This is a genomic window from Vicinamibacterales bacterium (assembly GCA_036504215.1).
GTDB lineage: Bacteria > Acidobacteriota > Vicinamibacteria > Vicinamibacterales > Fen-181 > FEN-299.
Genome location: DASXVO010000086.1, coordinates 35,676 through 58,046 on the forward strand (window position 1 = coordinate 35,676; position 22,371 = coordinate 58,046).

At 67.1% G+C, this 22,371-nt stretch carries 16 protein-coding genes; 10 read left to right on the forward strand and 6 right to left on the reverse strand.

Annotation, left to right across the window (positions count from 1 at the left end; all coding sequences use genetic code 11):
- Nucleotides 1–60 precede the first annotated feature (60 nt).
- Genes VGK32_22910 through pap form a run of 3 tightly spaced genes read left to right on the forward strand, consistent with a single transcriptional unit; the run spans nucleotide 61 to nucleotide 3,691 of the window.
- Entirely contained in the window at nucleotides 61–1,329 is a 1,269-nt protein-coding gene (locus tag VGK32_22910) for a hypothetical protein (GenBank protein ID HEY3384621.1), read from the forward strand.
- A gap of 48 nt (nucleotides 1,330–1,377) precedes the next feature.
- On the forward strand, nucleotides 1,378–2,157 hold the full coding sequence (locus VGK32_22915; protein HEY3384622.1) for a creatininase family protein: 780 nt from the start codon (nucleotides 1,378–1,380) through the stop codon (nucleotides 2,155–2,157).
- 16 nt (nucleotides 2,158–2,173) lie between these two features.
- Nucleotides 2,174–3,691, forward strand: a complete 1,518-nt coding sequence (gene pap, locus VGK32_22920) for a polyphosphate:AMP phosphotransferase (protein ID HEY3384623.1) — start codon at nucleotides 2,174–2,176, stop codon at nucleotides 3,689–3,691.
- Here pap and VGK32_22925 read toward each other — a convergent pair.
- Together VGK32_22925 and VGK32_22930 are read right to left on the reverse strand one after the other, a co-directional pair.
- Complete coding sequence (locus VGK32_22925; GenBank protein HEY3384624.1) at nucleotides 3,675–5,594, reverse strand: RecQ family ATP-dependent DNA helicase; 1,920 nt, start codon at nucleotides 5,592–5,594, stop codon at nucleotides 3,675–3,677. The genes pap and VGK32_22925 overlap by 17 nt on opposite strands.
- Nucleotides 5,595–5,750: 156 nt before the next feature.
- Nucleotides 5,751–6,596 (reverse strand): MBL fold metallo-hydrolase, encoded by an 846-nt coding sequence (locus VGK32_22930; GenBank protein ID HEY3384625.1) that lies wholly within the window; start codon nucleotides 6,594–6,596, stop codon nucleotides 5,751–5,753.
- Nucleotides 6,597–6,753: 157 nt separating this feature from the next.
- On the opposite strand from VGK32_22930, the gene VGK32_22935 reads away from it, so the two are divergent.
- The 3 genes from VGK32_22935 (at nucleotide 6,754) to VGK32_22945 (ending at nucleotide 12,515) form a co-directional block, all read left to right on the forward strand.
- The gene (locus VGK32_22935; GenBank protein HEY3384626.1) at nucleotides 6,754–7,290 is read left to right on the forward strand and encodes a hypothetical protein; all 537 of its coding nucleotides are present in this window, start codon (nucleotides 6,754–6,756) and stop codon (nucleotides 7,288–7,290) included.
- An 83-nt stretch (nucleotides 7,291–7,373) separates the two neighbouring features.
- Nucleotides 7,374–10,244, forward strand: a complete 2,871-nt coding sequence (locus tag VGK32_22940; GenBank protein HEY3384627.1) for a prolyl oligopeptidase family serine peptidase — start codon at nucleotides 7,374–7,376, stop codon at nucleotides 10,242–10,244.
- Between the two features lie 834 nt (nucleotides 10,245–11,078).
- The gene (locus VGK32_22945) at nucleotides 11,079–12,515 is read left to right on the forward strand and encodes a Xaa-Pro peptidase family protein (GenBank protein HEY3384628.1); all 1,437 of its coding nucleotides are present in this window, start codon (nucleotides 11,079–11,081) and stop codon (nucleotides 12,513–12,515) included.
- A 63-nt stretch (nucleotides 12,516–12,578) separates the two neighbouring features.
- Here the strand turns inward: VGK32_22945 and VGK32_22950 are convergent, their stop codons facing one another.
- On the reverse strand, nucleotides 12,579–12,944 hold the full coding sequence (locus VGK32_22950) for a hypothetical protein (GenBank protein ID HEY3384629.1): 366 nt from the start codon (nucleotides 12,942–12,944) through the stop codon (nucleotides 12,579–12,581).
- Nucleotides 12,945–13,197: 253 nt separating this feature from the next.
- Here VGK32_22950 and VGK32_22955 point away from each other — a divergent pair, with 253 nt between their 5' ends.
- The 4 genes from VGK32_22955 (at nucleotide 13,198) to VGK32_22970 (ending at nucleotide 16,430) form a co-directional block, all read left to right on the forward strand.
- Entirely contained in the window at nucleotides 13,198–14,184 is a 987-nt protein-coding gene (locus VGK32_22955; GenBank protein HEY3384630.1) for a YhdH/YhfP family quinone oxidoreductase, read from the forward strand.
- A 235-nt stretch (nucleotides 14,185–14,419) separates the two neighbouring features.
- The gene (locus VGK32_22960) at nucleotides 14,420–15,535 is read left to right on the forward strand and encodes a hypothetical protein (GenBank protein ID HEY3384631.1); all 1,116 of its coding nucleotides are present in this window, start codon (nucleotides 14,420–14,422) and stop codon (nucleotides 15,533–15,535) included.
- A complete protein-coding gene (locus VGK32_22965) occupies nucleotides 15,532–15,828 on the forward strand; it encodes a MoaD/ThiS family protein (GenBank protein ID HEY3384632.1) in 297 nt (98 codons plus the stop codon). Before VGK32_22960 ends, VGK32_22965 begins: the two co-directional genes overlap by 4 nt.
- Nucleotides 15,829–15,899: 71 nt before the next feature.
- Entirely contained in the window at nucleotides 15,900–16,430 is a 531-nt protein-coding gene (locus tag VGK32_22970) for a hypothetical protein (GenBank protein ID HEY3384633.1), read from the forward strand.
- 171 nt (nucleotides 16,431–16,601) lie between these two features.
- Here the strand turns inward: VGK32_22970 and VGK32_22975 are convergent, their stop codons facing one another.
- The 3 genes from VGK32_22975 to VGK32_22985 form a co-directional block, all read right to left on the reverse strand.
- The gene (locus VGK32_22975) at nucleotides 16,602–17,441 is read right to left on the reverse strand and encodes a hypothetical protein (protein ID HEY3384634.1); all 840 of its coding nucleotides are present in this window, start codon (nucleotides 17,439–17,441) and stop codon (nucleotides 16,602–16,604) included.
- 108 nt (nucleotides 17,442–17,549) lie between these two features.
- A complete protein-coding gene (locus VGK32_22980; GenBank protein ID HEY3384635.1) occupies nucleotides 17,550–18,695 on the reverse strand; it encodes a hypothetical protein in 1,146 nt (381 codons plus the stop codon).
- A gap of 186 nt (nucleotides 18,696–18,881) precedes the next feature.
- Nucleotides 18,882–22,079, reverse strand: coding sequence for a glycoside hydrolase family 2 TIM barrel-domain containing protein (locus VGK32_22985; GenBank protein HEY3384636.1), 3,198 nt, complete (start codon nucleotides 22,077–22,079; stop codon nucleotides 18,882–18,884).
- Between the last annotated feature and the right edge of the window lie 292 nt (nucleotides 22,080–22,371).

Genomic DNA, 22,371 nt, shown 5'->3' on the forward strand with positions numbered 1-22,371 from the left:
CACTCCTGGAGTGTTCCTCCCACAATCAATACGACTCGCCATCGAGAAAGGGACCGGCGGATGAGCACGGAAAAGAAGAAGACACCGTTGTTCGACTGGCACAGCACGAACGGCGCCAACATGGTCGAGTTCGGCGACTACGTCATGCCCGTGTGGTACTCGAGTGCCAAGGACGAGCACATGGCCGTCGTCACGCATGCCGGCCTCTTCGACACCAGTCACATGGCCGTCGTACGCGTGCTCGGCCCGGGCTCGTTCGACCTCCTCCAGTGGTGCTTCACCCGGGATCTGACCTGCTGCGTGGGCAAGGACAACGCGCCACTCACGCCGGGCAAGTGCGTCTACGGGGCATTCCTCAGCGCGCAGGGCGACGCCATTGACGACAGCCTCGTCTACAAGGTCAAAGACGACGAGTACGTGGTCGTCGTCAATGCCGGCATGGGCGGAGTCATCGCCGCGCACCTGGAAGCAAACAAGAAGGACCTCCGCGTCCAGTGCGTCGATCTGACCGACAAGCTCGGGAAGATCGACATCCAGGGGCCGTTGGCCATCAAGACGATGCGGAAGGTGTTGAAGGCGCCCGACGCCACATTCGACAAGCTGACGTACTTCTCCTTCAAGGGGCACTTCGACAAGAACGCCGAGTTCGCCCGTGACGTGCAGCTCCTGGATGGAACGCCTGTGCTGCTCTCCCGTTCGGGCTATACCGGCGAGGTGGGCTTCGAGCTGTTCGTCGAACGCGAGCACACCGTCAAGGTCTGGGAGACGCTGATGGCCGCAGGCCGCGAGTTCGGCCTGACGGCGTGCGGGCTGGCGGCCCGGGACTCGCTGCGGACCGGCGCCGTGCTGCCGCTGTCACATCAGGACATCGGCCACTGGACGTACATCAACCACCCCTGGCCGTTCGCCCTGCCGTTCGGCCAGGCGGGGAATCGGTTCACGAAGAGGTTCCTGGGCTCCGACGTCCTCGAGAAGTCCGCCAACGCACCCTACACGCTGACCTTCGTCGGGAACGACCTGCGGAAGATCGATGCGCACGAGGGCGTGGTGCTCGACCTCGACGGGCAGGAGATCGGCAAGGTGCTCACCTGCGCGACCGACATGGCCATCGGCCGCCACGACGGGCGCATCTACAGCGTCGCGACGCCCGACAAGCCTGAGGGGCTGCAGATCAAGGGACTGAGCTGCGGGTTCATCAAGGTCAGGGCGAATCTGCCGCTCGGCACGGTCGTCCAGCTCAAGGACCGCAAGCGGACGATTCGGGTATTGATCGAGAAGGATGTCCGCCCGGACCGTTCCGCCCGCAAGGCGCTGAAGAACTTCATGTAGGACGAGGAGAGGCCGATGCGGCATCGCCGAGTCTTGGGAGCAGCACTCGTGGCGGTCGCGACCCTCGCGGCCGCCGCGTTCGGACAGTCGCCACCAGGCCGAACGAAGGGCGTGCTCCTCGAAGATCTCACCTGGAAGGAAGCCGAGACACGGCTGACGCCTGACACCGTCGTCGTCATCCCCATCGGCGCGCAGGCCAAGGAACACGGGCCGCACCTGAAGCTCCGCAACGACTTCACGATCGCCGAGTACCTGAAGCGCCGTCTCCTGGACCGCACGGACGTCGTGGTGGCGCCGACGGTCAACTACCACTTCTATCCGGCGTTCGTGGAGTATCCCGGCTCGACCACCTTGAGGCTCGAAACGGCTCGCGATCTGATCGTCGATGTCTGCCGCAGCCTCGCCCGCTTCGGGCCGCGACGCTTCTACGCCCTGAACACCGGCGTCTCGACCGTACGCGCCCTCACGCCGGCCGTCGAGGTGCTGGCGGCCGAGGGCCTCGTGCTGCGCTTCACCAACATCGGCACGATCGTCGGGGACGTCGAGAAGAGAGTGCAGCAGCAGGAAGGCGGCACGCACGCCGATGAGCTCGAAACGTCGATGATGCTCTACATCGATCCCGCGTCCGTCGACATGAGGAAGGCCGTGAAGGACTATCACCCGGGCCCGTCGCCGCTGACGCGTGTCGACAACGGCCAGAACACGTACTCGGCGAGCGGCATTTTCGGCGACGCCACGCTCGCCACGCGCGAGAAGGGTCGGCAGATCGTCGAGGCCATGGTCGATCGCCTCGTGAAGGAGATTGCCGATCTCCGTACCGCCAAGTGACAGGGTGGGGCAAACCATGTTCGAAGCCGCCGAACTCGGACGCAAGGTGTCGAAGGAGGAGTACAAGGCGCGTGAGCCGGTCCTCCGCGGCGAACTGCTCGACGTGCAGAACCAGTTGCGCGCCGCCGCTGCCTGTTCGGTCATCGTGGTCTTTGCCGGCGTCGACGGTGCCGGCAAGGGTGAGACGGTCAACCTGTTGAACGCGTGGATGGATCCGCGCTGGATCGTGACGCAGGCGTTCGGCGAGCCGTCGGACGAGGAGCAGGAGCGGCCCGAATACTGGCGCTTCTGGCGTGCGCTGCCGCCCCGCGGGCGCATCGGCCTGTTTCTCAGCAGTTGGTACTCACGACCGGTGCTCGACCGCGTCTATCGCCGCCTCTCGTCCGACACCTTCGAGCAGCATCTTCACCGCATCGTGGACTTCGAGCAGATGCTCGCCTCGGATGGCGCGCTCATCCTCAAGTTCTGGATGCACCTCGGCAAGGCCGAACAGAAGAAGCGGCTGAAGGCGCTCGAAAAAGACCCCCTGCTGCGGTGGCAGGTGGACGACCTCGCGTGGAAACACTGGCGGATGTACCCGAAGTTCATCGGCGCCGCCGAGCACGCGATCCGCGAGACGAACCGCGGAACCTCCCCGTGGACGATCGTCGAGGGCGCCGACGCACGCTATCGGAGCCTGACCGTCGGCGAGGCGATTCGCGATGCCATCCGGGCGCACCTCGCCGAGATCGACGCGTCGAAGCCGCGGGGAGCCGGGGCCAGGTCGCCCGTCCGGCCGGCGACGGCCATGGCGGCCAAGCCCGCAACGGTCGTCTCGATCCTCTCGAGCCTCGACATGACGCAGAAGACGCCGCCGCCACGCGCGACGACGGACATGGATCGGCAGCAGGGACGGCTGCACGAACTGGCAGCCAAGGCGCGGGCGGCAGGCGTCTCGACCATTCTCGTCTTCGAGGGCTGGGATGCCGCCGGCAAGGGCGGCGCCATCCGCCGCGTGACGGCGGCGCTCGATGCCCGCGACTACCAGGTCATCCCGATTGCCGCGCCCACCGACGAGGAGCGGGCGCACCACTACCTCTGGCGATTCTGGCGGCACCTCGGGCGTGCCGGACGTGTCACCATCTTCGACCGCAGTTGGTACGGCCGCGTGCTCGTCGAACGCGTCGAGAAATTCGCCTCCGAGAAGGAGTGGATGCGTTCGTACGCGGAAATCAACCAGTTCGAAGATCAGCTCGCCGACCACGGCATCGTCCTCGTGAAGTGCTGGATGCACATCACGCGCGATGAACAACTGCGGCGCTTCAAGCAGCGTGAAGCCACGCCACACAAGCGGTGGAAGTTGACCGACGAGGACTGGCGCAACCGGGAGAAATGGGCGACCTACGAACGCGCGGTCAACGACATGATCGAGCGGACGAGCACGCGCCACGCGCCGTGGACGCTCGTCGAGGCCAACGACAAGGCATTCGGGCGCATCAAGGTGCTGCGCACGCTGTCAGACCGCCTGGCGCGCGCGGTCAGTCGGCGCACGTGATCACGTCCAGGAAGCCCTTGCCGAAGCGCTCGGCCCTCGACGGTCCGATTCCATAGATGCTCTCGAGCTCCGAGAGCGTGCGCGGGCGGAACGTGGCGAGTTCGCGCAACGTCCGATCGCTCGCGACGAAGTAGGGCGGCACACCGAGGCCGCGCGCCACGTCGAGGCGATGCCGGCGGAGCGCCTCGAACAGCGCGTCTTCCGCTTCGCCCGTCGAGTCGCCGGCCGCCCGTGCTCCCGCCACGACCGTCGGGCGTGAGGCCGGACCTCCCCGCCGCGGCGTGGCCGCGCGGCCCGCCACGCGGTCGCGCCGCGTGGCTGTCGGTGGCAGGAGAAGCCGCGCGGGACGGTCGGCCTTCATGACCGCGCGCCCGGCGTCCGTCAACCGCACCACCGGCCGGTCACCCGTCGAGAAGTCGATCCAGCCGGCGGTGACGGTTCGTCGCAGCAGCCTCAACAGCCACTCCTCCGAGTACTCCTTCAGGACGCCGAAGGTCGTCGTCCGATCGATGCCGGCGCGAACGAGGCGCTCGTCCGGCATCCCACGCAGGAGCTGGACCGCGGCCGTCATCCCGAAGCGACCGTGCACGCGCGCGACGCCGCTGAGCGCCTTGCGCACGATCAACGTGGCCGTCTCAGGGTCCTGATCGGACTCGCCGCCCGACAGCGCCTCGCACACGTCGCAGCGCCCGCAGCCAGCCAGCGTCTCGGCCTCGTCGCCAAAGTATCGGAGGATCGCGTCGTGCCGGCAGCTCCCGCCCTCGGCCCAGCGCATCAGCTCGAGGAACAGTGTCCACTTGTGCTCGATCGTCTCGGCGCTGGCGCCTTCCGCGCGCTCGAGCAGTCGCCGGCGCAGCGCCATGTCGCCGGGAGAGACGAGCAGCAGCCCCCACGCCGGATCGCCATCGCGCCCCGCCCGCCCCACCTCCTGGTAGTACGCCTCGACCGATCCCGGCGGCGAGAGATGCACCACCGCGCGCACGTCCGGACGGTCGATGCCCATCCCGAACGCGACCGTGGCGGCAACGATGTCCACCTGGCCGTCGATGAAGGATTGCTGCGCACGGGCCCGTACGTCGCGGTCGAGGCCCGCGTGATATGAGGTCGCACGCCATCCCCGAGCAGAAAGACGCTCTGCCTCCTCCTCGGCGCCTGCCCGCGTCATCGAGTAGACAATCGCGACGCCATTCGCGCCGCCCGGCCGCCCGAGAGCTTCGGCCAGCTGTCGGTCCACGTGCACCGCTCGCTCGCGCGGTCCTGAGATCTCGAGGGCGCGCAGGATCAAGTTCGGCCGCGCGAAGCCGCGCAGGATCTGCGGTGTGTCCGCGCCGAGGCCGAGACGCTCGAGGATCTCGTCGCGAACCACCGGGGTGGCCGTGGCCGTGCACGCGAGCATCCGAGCCGGGCGCACGTCGCGCAGCAGGTCGCCGATCTGCAGGTACTCCGGCCGGAAGTCGTGGCCCCACTCGCTGATGCAATGAGCCTCGTCCACCGCGACGAGCGGGATCTGCAGGTTCCGGAGCAGGCCCTGAAACCCGGGATAGGTCAGGCGCTCCGGCGCCACGTAGAGAAGTTGGAACTCCCCCGACGCCGCGCGCGCCATGCGCCGCCTCATCTCACCGGCCTCGAGCGTGGACGACAGGTACGTCACACGCACGCCGCGCTGCTCCAGCGCGTGCGCCTGATCCTGCATCAGCGCAATCAGCGGCGAGATGACCACCGTGGTGCCCGGCAGCAAGGTCGCCGGCAACTGGTAGATGAGGCTCTTCCCGCCGCCGGTCGGGGCGACGAGCAGGAGGCGTCCCACGGTGAGAAGGGTCTCGATCGCGTCGCGCTGGCCGGGCCGGAACTGCTGATACCCCAAGCGAACGAGGGCGTCATCGAGATTGTGGGACGGAGACATGGATCGGCTTCAGGCTCTGGACTCTGGGCGCACGGCGCCGGGCCGCACACTCGGGCTGGCTGACGCCAGGCCTGCCGCGCCCGCAGTCCGACACCGCGGCAGTCACACCCATATCGTACGTCACAAACGCGTCCGGATGTTCGCGCACGGCCGGCACTACGGCGTGAGAGGCCAAACCGTGAAGTCCCGCAACGCGCGCCGCTCGAGACCCGAGCCCATCGCATCGAGCGCCGCGTCGAGTTCGAGCAGGTGCGCGCGGCCGAGTTCGAGCGAGTGCTCGTCGGGCTGGAACGCGGTGCCCTCCGGGTAATCGAGAAACGGCGTGCGCCTATTCTCGATGTGGGCGCCAAGAATGTGCGCCACTGGCCGGGTCCGGGTGAAGGCGACCAACCGTTTCACGCTGGCGAGAAATGCAGCGGCGTCGCGAACGTACAGGCGGCCGGGATAGAGGAGATCGCCCGAAAGCAGGATGCCCGTCCGGCGATCGTAGAACGCGACCGAGGCCGCCTCGTGGCCGGGAATCGGAACGACGTCAACGAGCCGACCGCCAAGATCGATTGACCCGACATCGTCCGGCCACCGCTCGATCCCGAAGAACTTCGAGACATCGACAATGGACGTGCCGACAAGCGTGGTGTCCGGCATGCCCGCGAACTGTCCGTCGCCAGCCACGTGATCGCCGTGTCCGTGCGTGTGCGTGACGATGAGCGGCCGAGTGGCGCGGGCGTCCCGCCCGAAGCCGAGCAGTCTCCGCACCTCCGCCCCCACCTCCACCCCAGGCGCCCCCGTGTCGACCAACATCGCCCGCTCCTCGCCAACCAGCAGGTAGAGAAACGGCTTCTCGAAGTGCGTGCGGCCAGACTGCCGCACGACGATCAGGCCTGCGTTGAAGAAATGCACGCGGAATGCCGGCCCGCAGCCGCCGACCGCGTCCCGCTCATCGGTCCACGCCGTCGGGAGGCAGCCCGACTCGAGATTGGCGCCATCAGTGTTGTTGGTCACAATTCGATCATACCCGTCGCTCGCCTTTCCCGTCCTCGGGGCGACCGCACCGGACGCCGCTTCGGCGGGGTACGTCCGCCTTCCCGCCTGTCCCCCCGTCCGCGTCTCAGCAATGATAGAGTACGCTCCTGTCCACTTTCCCTGAGGAGGCACTTCCATGTCCGATCTTCGCGCGCCGCTCCGCCGTCTCGTGATCGAAGCCTTCGAACTGGCGCTCGAACGGCTTGCGTCCGGCGATCATCGCCCCTTCATCTTCTTCGCGGACGAGCGCGGCCGGAAGGCGCTCATCGATGTCGAAGCCGCCAGCGGTCGAATCGACGAGAAACTGGTCGCGGAAGCCCGTGAGATCGTCGCAAAGGGAATTGGCAAGGCCAAGCGGTACGCGTTGGCGTTCGACGGCCTCCTGACGTCCGGCAAGGAGAAGATCGATGCCGTGCTGCTCGAGGCCGGTGAGCAGGGTGAACCTGAAGCGCTGCTCGTCGCGCAGCCCTACGGCGTCCAGAAGAAGGCGCTCACCACGCTCGGCGATCCGGTCCTGCTCGGCCCGGTGAAGCAGCTGCTGAAGGCGGACAAGAAGCATGGCGTGAAGTCGGATGGGCGAAAGGGCGGAACGTCGGCAAAGCGGACCCTCGGGGCGACGAAGACCGCCGCCAGGAAGGCATCCACGAAGAAGCCGGCGCGGCGGACACGGTAGTCGTAAGTTCTCTCATTCGGTGCAGAAGCAGGGCGCCGTACGTCACTCTCCTTCCTGCACCTGTCTTTCGACGAGGTCTCACCATGCGTCTTCGCGCCTTCGTCCTGTTCGCTCTGGTTCTGCTCGTGCCCGCACTCGTCATGGCCGCCGACACCCGACCGCTCAAGGTCGATGACCAGTTCGCCTTGAGAGAGGTGGGTGACCCTCGCATCAGCCCGGACGGCAAGTGGGTGGCCTACACCGTGACGCGGCGCGATCCAATCAAGGACAAGGCCGACACCGACATCTACACGGCCCCTCTCGGCGGGGGCGCGTCCATTCGGCTGACGACCAGCGACAAGCCGGAGCACCGGCCGCGGTTCAGCCCGGACGGCAAATGGCTGGCGTTCATCTCGGGGCGCGAGGGCTCCCACGCGCAGGTATGGTTGCTCAACCGCGCCGGTGGCGAAGCCTTCAAGCTCACCGACTACAAGGCGGGCGTCTCGGACCTCGCGTGGTCGCCCGACAGCACGCGCCTCGCGCTCGTCGTCTCGGACGTCGACCCGGACGCACCGGGAGACGAGGCGCAGGCACCGACGGGCGACAAGAAGACCGAGAAGCCGATCGTCATCAACCGCCTGCAGTTCAAGCGCGACACCGAAGGCTACCTGCGGGAAATCAGGAACCACATCGTCGTCTTCGACATCCAGGCCAAGAGGAGCATGGCCGTGACGTCCGGGGCGTTCGACGATGGCGAGCCCGCATGGTCACCCGACGGAACTCTCGTCGCGTTCTCGAGCAACCGGACGCTGCCAGACCCTGACGTGAACCAGAACACCGACATCTTCGTGGTTCCCGCCAGGGGAGGCGTGCCGCGCGCAATCGCCAGGTCCGCGCGCGCCGAGTCCAGCCCTGTCTTCAGCCCCGACGGGAAGCTGATCGCGTACGTGGCGAGCGGCGACCCGAAGGACATGTGGTACGGGGCCAGTCACATCGAGGTGGCTCCCGTCGGCGGAGGGACGCCCAGGGCGCTGACCGACGCGCTCGACCGCAACGTCGCGAGCCCGCGGTTCTCGGCCGACGGCGGAAGCGTGTTCTTCATGCTCGAAGACGGCGGGAACCAGCATGTCGCGCGCGTGCCGGTGGGCGGTGGGACCATCGAGCGCGTCGCGGCCGGGGAGCGCGAGATCTCGGCGTTCGATCTCGGCCCGAACGGCGAACTGGTGGTACTCGAGAGCACGTGGCTCCATCCCGAAGAGGTCTCGTCTGTCCGGGACGGTGCGCTGAGACGCATTACGACGGTCAACGATGAAGTGCTCGGGGGCGTCGCGCTCGGAAGGCTGGAGCGGTTCAAGGCGAAGAGCGCCGACGGCACGATCGTGGACGGCTTCCTGACGCTGCCGCCCGGCTACGCGGCAGGTGTGAAGCTGCCGGCCATCCTGCGGATTCATGGAGGCCCAACCTCGCAGTACACGACAGGCTTCAACTGGGAGTGGCAGATCCTCGCGGCGCAGGGCTACGCCGTCATCGCTGCGAACCCGCGCGGCTCGACCGGCTACGGGACGGCCTACAGCCGCGCGATCTGGGCCGACTGGGGCAACAGGGACTTCCAGGACGTGATGGCCGCGGTGGACCATGCGGTCGCCATGGGCGTTGCCGATCCCGATCGGCTCGGCGTGGGCGGGTGGAGCTATGGCGGCATCCTGACCGACTACGTCATCTCGAAGACCACGCGGTTCAAGGCGGCCACCTCCGGCGCGAGCGCGTCGAACATCCTGGCCGGCTACGGCACCGACCACTACCAGTATGAGTACGAGGTCGAGATCGGGCTGCCCTGGAAGACTCGCGACACCTGGCTGAGGCTGTCGTCGTTCTTCGACGTGGAGAAGGTCGTTACGCCAACGCTGTTCTTGTGCGGCCAGCAGGACATGAACGTGCCGTTGCTCAACACGGAGCAGCTGTATCAGGCCGTCCGGCGCGTCGGCAAAGCCGAAACGGAGTTGGTGATCTATCCGGGCCAGTGGCACAGCATCCGGACGCCGAGCTACCGCAAGGACCTCGACGATCGCTACATCGCGTGGTACAACCGCCACCTGAAGCCGGCAACGCTGCTGGCCGGCGAGCGCAGGCCCGAGGCCACCTCCCTGGCCGGCGTGCCGCTGTACCCACCGGATCTCACCGCTGAAGCCAGGAAGGCCGCGGACGACAATCTGGCAAAAGCGCGGGAGGACTTCGTGCAGGCGCCCGACAGTGCCGATGCGATCGTCTGGCTGGGACGCCGGGCCGCCGTGGCCGGTCACGTGCGCGAAGCGATTGACATCTTCACGCGCGGCATCGCGAGGTTCCCGAACGACGCGCGGCTGTATCGCCACCGCGGTCACCGGTATGTCACCGTGCGCGAGTTCGACAAGGCTGTCGCCGACCTGACGAAGGCGACGCGGCTCGTCGAGGGCAAGCCCGATCAACCCGAGCCCACCACGTCGGATCCGAAGGTGATGTCGAGCGAGACGCTGAACTACGCCATCTGGTACCACCTGGGACTGGCTCACTACCTGAAGGGAGACTTCGAGAGGGCGCTCGAGGCCTACCAACAGTGCCGGGCGGTGGCGCGGGGCAACGACGATCAGGTCGTCGGCGCGAGCGATTGGCTCTACATGACGCTCCGTCGTCTCGGGCGGGCCGACCAGGCCGCGAAGGTCCTGGAGGCCATCGTCCCCGGCATGAAGGTGAAGGACGACCAGCAATACTATGACCGGCTGATGATGTACAAGGGCGCCTACGAGCCGGAGGACCTCCTGCGCGCCGGCGGCGACCCGGTCAGCGCGGCGACGTACGCCTACGGCGTGGCGAACTGGTACCTCTACAACGGGCGCAAGGACGAGGCAAAGGCGCTGTTTGCCCGCATCGTGAAGGGGCCCAACTGGATGCCATTCGGCTTCATCGCCGCAGAGACGGAGCTGGCGCGCATGAAGTAGGACGAAGACGGCCAGGAACCCACCCATGTCGGCACCGTCTGTTTGTCACTGACCATTTCCTTCAGGGTCCGCATGGGACACCATCCTCGTCCGTCAGGACGTGTTGTGGCTGGACGGTACTCGTGCTGGGGTTGTCGCCCAGGCGGCCCGACACGTCGTCGATGGTGCTTCGGACAGCAAGGCCCCGCCTTGGCGCGTCAAGCCGCCATGCGGTCCAGGAAGTCGTCGAGGCGCACGGCAGCCGCGCGCACGGGACGCCGCGGGAAGGAGGTCGTGCGTGGCGTGATGAAAGCAGTGTGGTGCGGGAGTGCGGGAGTGCGGGATCCGGCAAGCTGGCCCGCGGGGTGCAGAGACACGAAAGGCCCGCCGAGAGGCTCTATGATGGAACCGACCTCTCGACGGGCCTAATGAACACCCGGCGGTTGTGTGTCAGTCGTCACTGCCTCCTTCTGGTTCTGAGATGGAACATCTGACGAGTCGCGCGACTCGCCTGTCTATCTCACGTGCCTCCTTTCAACAGAACGTTTCCGTTGCTGGCACATCCTCGAGCCGTGAGCCGACGCGACCGGCGAGCGTGCCGCAGCCGCTGTGCCGGTGGCTTGGGGGGTCGAGATCCAGTGGATCCAGCCCCGGCCCGCAATCGGCTAACCGGACTTGAGTAACCCGAACATACGCCCCACGGTCCTCCGCGTCAAGCTGAGCCGTGGCTGCCGCGCCGGGCGTCGTCGAAGCGTGTTGACCGGTCCGCGACGCTGTCCCGCCGCCCCATGAGCCGGGCGGGATGCCTGTGCCCACTCCGATCGGGGTATCATGCGCTCGCCCCTCGGAGGCTCCATGAGAACCCGCCTGCTTCTCGTCGCGCTCGCCATACTCGTCCTCGCCGGAGGTCCCGCCGGCCAGCCGGTGTTCACCGGGCTCGAGATCTTCCCGCCCGAGGAGTTCGCCGCACGGCGCACGCGCGTCATGGATCGCATCGGCGACGCGGTCGCGGTCCTGCAGGGCACCAGCGAACGCCCGGGCGAGCAGCCGCTGCGCCAGGCCAATCAGTTCTTCTATCTCACCGGTGTCGTCGAGCCGCGCGCGCTGCTCGTCATCGACGGCCACGCGAAACGGTCCACGCTCTTCCTCCTCCCGAAGAACGATCGCCGCGAGCGCAGCATGTTCGGCGTCGGCCTCGGACCCGGTCCGGACGCGGCACGCGCCACCGGCATCGAGTCCGTCCTTGCCCGCGACGCGTTCGCTGCCGCGATCGCTGAGGTCGGCCAGGACGGACGACGGATTGTGACGCCGTTCAGGCCGGAGGTGCTGGGTGAGGCGTCGTCTTCCGACCCTGCCGCGCTGTGGCGCGCCACGGCGAACGACCCATGGGACGGGCGCATGTCGCGCGAGCAGGCGTTCATCGCGAAGCTGAAGGCGGCCGCGCCGCGCTCCGAGATGACCGACCTCGACCCCATCCTCGACGCGATGCGCGTCGTCAAGAGCCCGCGCGAAATTGCCGTGCTGCGTCAATCGGGCCGGATTGCCGGACTTGGCGTCATCGAGGCGATGCGCGAGGCGAGCCCCGGGCTCTACGAATACGAACTCCAGGCTGCCGCCGACTTCGTCTTCAAGAAGCACGGCGCCTACGGGCCGTCGTACTTCGGCCTCATTGCCACAGGGCCGAACACCTATTACTCCCACTACCACAAGGGCACCGCGCGCCTGGCCGAAGGCGATCTGGTGCAGATGGACTACGGTGCGGACTACAAGTACTACCAGAGCGACATCACGCGGGTGTTTCCCGCCAACGGCCGCTTCACGCCGCGCCAGCGCGAGTACTACTCGATTTGCTTGGAACTCTATCGCGCGATGATGACATCCATTCGCGTCCATGCCGCGCCCGCCGCCATCCTCCGCGACGCCGTCGTGAAGATGGACCGCATCCTCTCGACGTTTGCGTTCGCCGATCCGAAGATCAAGGCCGCGGCGGTGGACTACGTGGAGCGCTTCCGGAAGAGCAGCGCCACCAGCCTGGGCCACGCCATCGGGATGGAGGTCCACGACGTCGGCGGCCCCGCGCAGTTCGCCACGCTCGAGCCGGGACAGCTCTTCTGCATCGAGCCCGCAATGCGGCTCGAGGACGAGCACCTGGGGATTCGTATCGAGGACACGATCCTGATGACGGAGACGGGCTACGAGAGCCTCACCGGCTTCGTGCCGATCGAGATCGCGGACATCGAGAAAACGATGAAGAAGACGGGCCCGGGGAAGGGGAAATCGCTCCCGGAGTGACAGCGCGGCGGCCTCGGCGGCCGGCTGCCGACACGGCAACCGGCCACCACTGTGGCCTTTTCGCTACTTCTGCAGCGAGATCTCGGTGACACTCATCATGTCACCGTCGATCGTGCCCGTGACGCTGACCTTCCAGCCGGTGTCCTTCTCGGTGTCCTTGATGAACTGGAGGACCTTCCGGTTGCTCTCGGTGTCGAACTTCAGGAACTTGCCCTCCTCGGTCAGCACGGCGTACCCGCTGGCGACGCACTTGTCCATCAGCAGGCAGTCCTTGTCATGGCCGTCCGCGAACCCCGCCTCGCCCCGATGCTTCGTGCCGCACGCGACATCGATCAGGTTGCCACTAATCGTCTTCGATTCGCTCGCGACCGCCAGCGTTGCGAGGCCGGTAACCAGCGCGAGCGTGAATACCGCCGCCAGTTTCTTCATTGTCACTCCTCGTGTTCGAGCCAACCGCCATCTGCCAAGCCGTTGAAACGGGCGAGACCGAAGCGGGTCTCCGACGATCGAGACAGGCCAAGCCCTTCCGCGGCGATGAGACACCATGCGTCGTTCGTGCCAACCCGCGGACCGCGTTATCCCGAGGAATTCCAGCCCCGCGCGGCCGATGTCGTCGCGAACGGTTACGCTGGAGGTAAGTGGTTCACCGCGGACGTAAAGAAGCGGCGTTAGAATGGCAGGCATGACGCTCCGAGCCTGTCGCGTGTACGAGAAGGACAAGGGTGTTGATGCCCGCATGGTCGAGATGGCCGTCGACGATCTCACGTCTGGCGAGGTCGTCATCCGCGCCGAGTGGTCGGGCATCAACTTCAAGGACGCGTTGGCGGTGACCGGCCGCGGGCGGATCTTCAAGCGCCTGCCGCTCAATGCCGGCATCGATGTCGCCGGCTGCGTCGAGTCATCGTCCGACGGGCGGTTCGCGCCGGGCGACGAGGTGCTCGTCAACGGCATGGGGCTCGGTGAGACGCAGGACGGCGGCTTCGCCGAGCGCGTCCGCGTGCCGGCGGACTGGGTCGTGCCGATGCCCGCCGGCCTCGACACGCGGCACGCGATGATTCTCGGCACCGCGGGCTTCACCGCGGCGCTCGCCCTCCATCGCATGGAGACCAACGGTCAGTCTCCGGACAAGGGCCCAATCGTCGTCACCGGCGCGACGGGCGGCGTCGGGTCGGCCGCCGTGTCGATGCTCGCGCGGCGCGGCTACCGCGTGATTGCCGTCTCGGGACGCTCCGAGCACCACGCCTACTTGCGCGAACTCGGGGCCAGCGAGGTGACGACGGCGGACGGCCTCGGGCTTGGATCGAAATCGCTCGAGAGCGCACGGTTCGGCGGCGCCATCGACAACGTCGGCGGGCAACTCCTGCAGAAGCTCATCCCGCACGTCGCGCTCTGGGGGAACGTGGCCGCGATCGGCAACGCCGGCGGAGCCGCGTTTGACGCCACGGTCTTCCCGTTCATCCTGCGCGGCGTCAGCCTGCTCGGCGCCAGCTCGGCAAACTGCCCGATGACGCTGCGGACCGAGATTTGGCACATGCTCGGCGACGACGTCCAGCCGGGTCGACTCGAACGGATCGTCGGAGGCGTCGTCCCGCTTGCCGAGGTGATTCCCGCCTGCAGCACGCTGATGAACAGAACGGCTCGCGGACGCGTGCTGGTCGACTGCCGGTAGTGCGCACGGGCGGGAGGCCCGTGCCACTCCGTGCGCGCGGCTTCCACGCCGTTCAGCTTCCAAACGGCGTCGTTGACCGGTGCCCGGCGCTCGGGCACAATCGAAACTAGGCAATCCACCGCATCTCGACCTGCGCACCCTCGCGACGGCGACCAGCCGTCCCCGCGAGTGGTCCGCGGGAAGTGTCACGACGCTGCCCCCGTTCGGCGGGCGCACGTTCGGGAAGGAGTGAGAGATGAGCGCCGTGCGAGTACTCGTCGGGACGCGCAAGGGCGCGTTCGTTCTGGCGTCGGATGGCAAGCGCAAGCGATGGAAGGTCAGTGGTCCGCACTTCGCCGGCTGGGAGGTCTACCATGTCAAGGGCTCACCCGTGGACCCGGATCGGCTGTACGCGTCGCAGTGCAGCGGCTGGTTCGGACAGGTGATCCAGCGCTCGAACGACGGCGGCAAGACCTGGGAGGCGGTCGGCAATCAGTTCGCCTACGACGGCGTGCCCGGTACGCACTTGTGGTACGACGGCACGCCTCACGCCTGGGAATTCGCGAGGGTCTGGCATTTGGAGCCGTCTTTGAGCGATCCGGACACGGTGTACGCCGGAATCCAGGATGCAGCCCTGTTCAAGACCTCAAACGGCGGCCAGACGTGGCACGAACTCGCCGGCCTTCGCTGTCACGACACGGCGACCTCCTGGCAGCCTGGCGCGGGCGGGATGTGCCTGCACACAATCCTTCTCGACCCGAGCGATCCCCGGCGGATCTTCATTGCCATCTCGGCAGCCGGCGCGTTCCGGACAGACGATGGCGGAACGACCTGGCGGCCCATCAACCGTGGGCTGAAATCCGAGGGCATCGCGAAGCCTGACGCCGAGGTTGGCCACTGCGTGCACCGCATCGCACTGCACGGGTCGCGCCCGAACGTGCTGTTCATGCAGAAGCACTGGGACATCATGCGCAGCGACGATGCCGGCGAGTCGTGGCACGAGGTGAGCGGGAATTTGCCGACCGACTTCGGCTTCGTCATCGACGTGCACGCGCACGAGCCCGACACCATCTACGTCGTGCCTATCAAGAGCGACTCCGAGCACTATCCAGTCGATGGCCGGCTGCGCGTCTACCGCAGTCGCGCGGGCGGTCACGAGTGGGAGCCGCTCTCCAAGGGCCTGCCGCAGCGGAACTGTTACGTCAACGTCCTGCGCGACGCGATGGCCGTCGACTCGCTCGATTCGTGCGGCGTGTATTTCGGCACGACCGGTGGCCAGGTCTACGCCTCGGCCGACGCCGGGGATACATGGTCGCCCATCGTTCGCGATCTTCCGGGCGTGCTGTCGGTGGAGGTGCAGACGCTGCCATGATCCGAATCGTGCTCCCGACTCACCTGCGAACGCTGGCTCGCGTCGACGACGAGGTGCGGCTCGAGGTCGCGGGTCCGGTCACGCAGCGGACGGTCCTGGACGCGCTCGAGGGCGCCTACCCCACGTTAGGCGGCACGATCCGCGACCGCGTGACGCTCCGACGACGTCCGTTCATCCGGTTCTTCGCGTGCGAGCAGGACCTGTCCCACGACGCGCCCGACGCCCCCCTGCCAGACGCGGTGGCCGCGGGGGCAGAACCCTTCCTGGTCGTGGGAGCGATGGCTGGCGGCTAGGAGGACGCTGAGCAGCGCGGCGCTTTCGTGTTTCGAAAGCGCTTTCGGCACGCTGGAACCGACGAGCCGTCATGTCGTCGAACGACGCCAGTTCGCTGACAAAACCCGCCGGAGCACCTGGCACCGCTGTTGCTCTCTTCCAGAGCGAGGCCTTCGCCTCGGACAAGGAACAGAACATGAAACTCCGGATCTTCAGCGGCGTCGCCATCGCCTTCGCACTTGCCGGGTGGGCCTGCAGCGGCGGCAGCAACTACTCAACCAGCCCGTCACCAACGCCGACCCCGGGTGGAGGAGGAGGCGGCTCGGCGTCCACAACCATCAGCATCGTCGGCAACCTCGGCGGTGGGTCGTTCACGCCGAACCCGGGCGACGCAGCGAACGGCACGACGATCGCGTGGATGAACAACGACTCGCTCACTCACCGCATCGTGATGAACGACGGTTCACTCGACACCGGCAACCTCGCCCCCGGGCAGACCAGCGCGGCGTTGACGATGAAGAGCAACGGCGGGAACTATCACTGCACGATCCACCCGTCGATGGTCGGTTCCATCAAGTCCTCCACCGGTCAGCCGCCACCGTGTCAGGGTTTGTACTGCTGAAAGTCGCAGCGTGCTGCGTGCTGAGTGCGCACCCAGCTCTTCTGCGCACTCAGCAACCGGCACTCAGCGCGCGGCTCTTCTGCGCGCGGAGCACCCATCACTTCCCTCCGCCTCTCACACCACTCACTCGCCGCGATCTCGACGACAGTGGAAGAAGTGGGAGGGCGTTGACTACTTCTGGGGCGTCGCGTTCTCGATGATCACCTGATACTTGTAGCCGGCCGTGAAGTCGCGGTCGGTTCCGACCCTGCCGGTGAACGTCACCACGTCGCCCATCTTCACCATCGCGGCGGTCGTGAGCGTGATGTCGTTCGTCCCGTCTGCCGCTTTGCCGCTGCCGTCCTGGATGTGGACCCAGTTGCGGTCGAGAATCTGCGCGTTGAACTTCACCACCGTGCCACGCACCGTCACGGTCTTGCCGTTCAGCGACGCGCGCTTCTGCCACACGTCTGCCACCGACATCCCCCCGGTCGGCGGCGCCAGCGGCACCACCGTCAACCCGGGCGGCACCCGCGTTCCGTGCGGACTCCCGCCCATGGCCGGTGGCATCTGGGCCTGCCCGTGTCCCACGGCCATCGGTGGTGCCACCTGCCCACTGGCGGCGGGAACGTGGCCTTCGGGCGTGATGGCCGCCACGAAGTAGATGAGCGGGAAATCGCGGTTCAGCGACTGGCTGTGGAAGTTCTGCATCGGTGTCTCGAGCGGCACCGACACTCGGTCGCCGACCACCACCTTGAAGCGCGCGGACGCGGCCCAGAGCTCGCCCGACCCGGTCTTGACGCGCACGTAGGTGTAGTTCGAGGCATCCATCGTCTCTTCAACCCTGCCAGTCGCAATCTGCACGCCGCCTGCCGGCAGCGTGGGCTGCGCAGCCGCGGGCGCGCCGGCAGCCGACTGCCCGGCAGCAGCGGTCGCGGCGGGCACCGGATGGTCGGTCGACACCCGCGAGCAGCCGAATGATGTGGCAGCGGTCAGAACGAGGCACAGCACGGTCAGTCTCATCTCGGTCAAGCAGATCACCCCCTTCGAACACGGTACTACAACTCCCACCCCGAATCCCACGGGGCCAGCCGTCGGTGTGCCTCAGTGGGACGTGGCACGCAGCACTCGGCACAGTCCTCAGAGTAACAACGCATCCACCCGGTGCGCATGCACCGTCTCGTCGCAGGGGGACCATGCAAAGACGGTGAAGCGGCCGTCCTGCGAGGCGACGAGGGCGAGGCCTTGCTGCTGGTCGCGGACGAACTGCGCGGCGGACAGATGCCGTGTCCCGCCGAGTTGGGACGGGACGATCGCCGTCGCCACGCTTCCCTCGATCGGCTCGGTCATCGTCACGCGATCCACCTGCTGGAACCCGTGCCGTCGCACGATCTTCGCACCGAACGCCAGGAGCTCGTAACGGTCCGTCACGACGGCCGCGCCATCGACTGCGGTCAGGCCAGCGATGGCGTCCACTGTCCGGTCGAGCGACTCGCGCCACGCCACGTCCCGGCGCCGCGACTCGGGCTCGTCGAGCAGGGTGCACAGCGTCGAGAACGGCGGGGCGAGCGCGTACGGGATCGGTCGGACGATTGATTCGCGCCACCTCTCGTCGCCGGCCGGGACCACGAGCAGCGTGCCGCCGCGGCCGTGAGCCCGCATCGAGACGGCGAGCTGGACGATGACGTTGACCGTGTCCACCCAGGTCGAGGGGGCCTCGAAGGCGAGTAGCGCCTGCAGCAGCGCCGGGCAATCCGGCAGGCTCGACGCGTACTCGTCCACGATCTTGATCTGGTCCCCCTCGAGCACGGCCACGTTGACGAACTTCCCGGACTCGTCACCGCGATGGTGCTTCACGACCAGCAGCCCCGGCGCGGCCACCTCGAGGACAAAGCACATCGCGGGAGTGCGTTGTGTGGTCCCCCATACCCGGAGTTCATCGCCGTCGCGCCAGACGCCGAGGTGGATACCGGCGCGCTCGACCGCCGGTGCCACCTTCGTGAGCGCCCCCGGCGTCAGCGGCAGCGGACGCTCGAACCGTAGCGGGTGGGGTGACTGGTCCGGCGCCAGGAACGCGAGCGAGATCTTGGGCACGTAGATCTCCTCGCGGCGGAGGCTGGCCCAGAAAGCGGCATCCACCATGGCCTCGATCGTGTGAACGTCGGGCAGCACGGCCGTGGCTTCGACGCCGTGCTGTCGCGCCTGATCCAACTGGTGCGCGAAGTGAGCCTCGAGCCGCGCCGCCACGAAGCGCGCGGCCGGGTACGCCGCCGGAGTGAGGGACATGGAGACAGTATGACAAAGGCGGGCGGAGAAAGGGGAACTCGCCCTGCAGAGCAGGCCCCATGGTCTGCTCCGGCCGAAGATCCCTCGCCCCGGTGTTGGTTCCTGGCCTCGGTCGCCGTGTTGCCAGCCTGCCCTGCGACACCGAGGCCGGCGGACGGAGCATGGCTTCAGCCATGCTCTGACAGATCATCTCCCTGGGATCGGTCGCAGCCGGAACGAATACGAGTACGCCTTCTGCCCCGGCAACCGATAGCTCTCCATCGGGTGCGCCTGACGCGACCAGCTGTCGATGCCGCCGACGCCCATCTGCGCGAGATCGAGGTTCAGGTACGTCTCGGGTCGCTTCGTAATCTGGAACGAGTAGGCGGCGGCCTCGATGTCGCGACGCGACGCGTGGTGCGCCGTGACGTTCAGCAGCGGCATGCCTTCCGCGCGCAGACCCATGCCGCTCGCGTTGGTCAGCTCCACCCACCGCACGTCGGTCCGGTTGCCGTTCTCCTGCGGCCGCGAGTATTCCACCCAGGTGTCGGACACCGTGGACGCGTAGACGCCGACGCGCTCGAACTTGCGGTCCGTGTACGTCTCGACCGGGCCGCGGCCGTACCACCGGAGCTGTTCGAAGCCGGGGCTGACGACCAGCTCGAGGCCGAAGCGCGGCATCATTGGGAGCGGCCGCGCGCCGGGCTCGTACGACACCGCGACGAGGAGTTCGCCGCTCGCGTACACGGTGTAGGCCATCGTGTACTTCGCGTCGACGGTCGGCAGCAGCGCCTGCACGGTGATCGTCGCGCTCGCCTCGTCCACGCGCTTCACCTTCACGTCGGTGACGCGCCACGCAGCACCTGCCTCGCGCCAGACGAGCAGGTTCCGCTCGGGGTCGGGCCTCGCCGCCCAGCCGATCGACTTCCACGCTCCGCGGTCGTTGTCCGTCATCGCCCGCCAGAAATCGGGGAGCGGCCCGCGCCCGATCAGCGGATGGTTCCGGTACGCGTAGCTGACCAGCACGCCGTTGAGCCGGTCGAAGACGAGGGCGAACTCGCGCCCGCTCATACGCACCATCTCCGAACTGTCCACGATCGCGAGCGGGCCCGCATCCGCAGCCACGGGTGCCGCGGCGGCGAGACTCGCGACCGGCAGCTTCCACTGCTCCCACGCCACCTCGTGTCCCTTCTTCGCCCACGGCGCATCGGCCTTCAGCCGGAAACTGAAGTTCAGCCAGTACTCCGCGCCAGATTCGGGCGCCAGCGTCGGAATCTGGACAGAGAACGCCTTCTCCTGGCGCGGTGCGACATCGAGTTCGGGGAGCGAACCGGACGTCACCGGGATCCCGTTCTTCGTCACCTCCCAGATCCCCTCAACGAGGTCCTTCGGGTTGATGGCGTCGAACCAGCTCTTCACCTTGAACTGTCCGGTGGCGAGATCGACAGGTGTGACGTGGATTGAACGATAGACGTACTTGATCGCCAGCAGCCCGGGATGCGGCGTCCGATCGGGACCCACCAGGCCGTTCTGCGAGAAGTTGTTGTCGTTGTGCATCCCGATGCGGTCTTCCCAATAGCCGCCGTAAGCGAGGAACGTGGGACGCCCGTCGAAGCCCGCCTTGTACTCGGGCGGCACCGGCTGGCGGATCCCCTGGTCCACCCAGTCCCAGACGAAGGCTCCGCGCGCGTTCGAATCGCCGTAGAAGATCTCCCAGTACTCCTTCAACCCGCCGTTGCTGTTCCCCATCGCGTGGCTGTACTCGCAGAGGATCAGCGGCATCGTCGGGCGCTTCGCCGCGAGCGTGGCCACAACCTGCGGCGACGGGTACATGAACGAGTTGATGTCGGAATTCGAGCCGCCGTTGGATGTGCTGCCGCAGTAGTGGACCGGACGCGACTTGTCGCGGCCCTTCAACCACTGGTAGCCGGCGGCGAAATTCGGCCCATCGCCCGCCTCGTTCCCCATCGACCAGATCACGACCGACGGGTGGTTCTTGTCGCGCTCCACCATCCGTTCGATCCGATCGAGATGCGCCGCCTTCCACGCCGGATCGTTCGCCAGCCGGTTCTTCGTATCGTCGCCGTACCCGTGGCTCTCGATGTTCGCCTCGTCGATGACGTAGAGACCATACCGGTCGCAGAGGTCGTACCACTCGGGATCGTTTGGATAGTGGGACGTGCGGACGGCGTTCACGTTGTGCTGCTTCATCAACTCGATGTCGCGGATCATCAGCGCGCGGCTGACCGTGTGCCCGGCATCGGCGTCGTGCTCGTGACGGTTCACGCCTCGAAAGACAATCGCCTGGCCGTTGATGAGGAGGCGGGCATTGCGGATCTCCACCTTGCGAAACCCGACGCGGACCGGCACAACCTCGATCGGCTTGCCGGCGCCGTCCTTCAGCGTGAGGAGCAGCGAGTAGACGTTGGGCGTCTCGGCAAACCACTTCATCGGCGCGCGGACGGGCAACTCGAAATGGACGGCTGCCTCTCCCCCGGCGGACACGCTCGCGCTCTTGGTCACGGCGGTGAAGACCTGGCGCCCGGCCGGATCGTACATGTCGAGCGAGACGCGAACCGGGGCCGAGGTCGTCGCGACGTTGCGGACCATGATGGTGGTGTCCAGCGTGCCGTCGCGGTACGCCGCGTCGAGATCGGCCCGGGCCTCGACGTCGCGGATGTAGGTCGGCGCCGCGCTCCAGAGGTACACCTCGCGGAAGATGCCGCTCAGCCGGAACATGTCCTGGTCTTCCAGAAACGACCCGTCGCTCCAGCGATAGACCTCGACGGCCAGCGCGTTCGCTCCCGGCGCGAGGAACGGCGTGACGTCGAACTCCGCCGGCGTCCGGCTGTCCTCGCTGTAGCCCACGCGCTGCCCGTTCACCCACGCGTAGAACGCCGAGTCGACGCCCGCGAAGTGGAGGTACACGCGACGGCCGCTCCAGCCTTCGGGCACGGTGAACGACACGCGGTACGAACCGACCGGATTGTCGGCGCGCGGCACGCGGGGATCCTTTCGATCGAACGCGAACGGATACGTCACGTTGGAGTAGATCGGAATGCCGAACCCCTGCAGTTCCCAGTTGCCGGGCACGCGAATCGTCTTCCACGCCGAATCGTCGAAACCCACGCGCTCGAACCCGACCGGGCGCGCGGCGGGCCGCGGCGCATAGTGGAACTTCCAGGTGCCGTTGAGCGACTGGACCCACGGCGAGGCCGCGGGTTCCCCCTGGCGGGCGAGTTGCGACGACGGGTAACGCGTGAGGGTGGCGTGCGGCCGCTCGGTGTTCACGTGAAGGACCGCCGGGTCGTCCCACTCCTCACGTGCCGCGGACGGCGCCTGGCCGGAAGCCGGGAATCCCGCGAGCAGACCGAGCACGATTCCCAGCCACGCGAACGTCATCATGGCAACCTCCTCGATAACCAGCCGTCGAATGAGAACGTCGACACGGCCAGGCCGCCGCCCAGCCTCGGCGCGCTGCGATAGTACTCGATCTGGAGCGGAAAAGAACGGGGCCCGCGGTCGAACCGACCGAGGGCCCCAAAGCCATGAGGAGCGCTGCGTGGTAATGCCACTTGAGCTGTGTGACTTGTACCACACCACCTGGAGTCGATCAAGATAATACTTAGGAATGGCGCGCGTCGCGTGCGAGAATGTGATCCGTTCAGGCGTTTTCGGCGCTCGGGCCGCCTTTCAG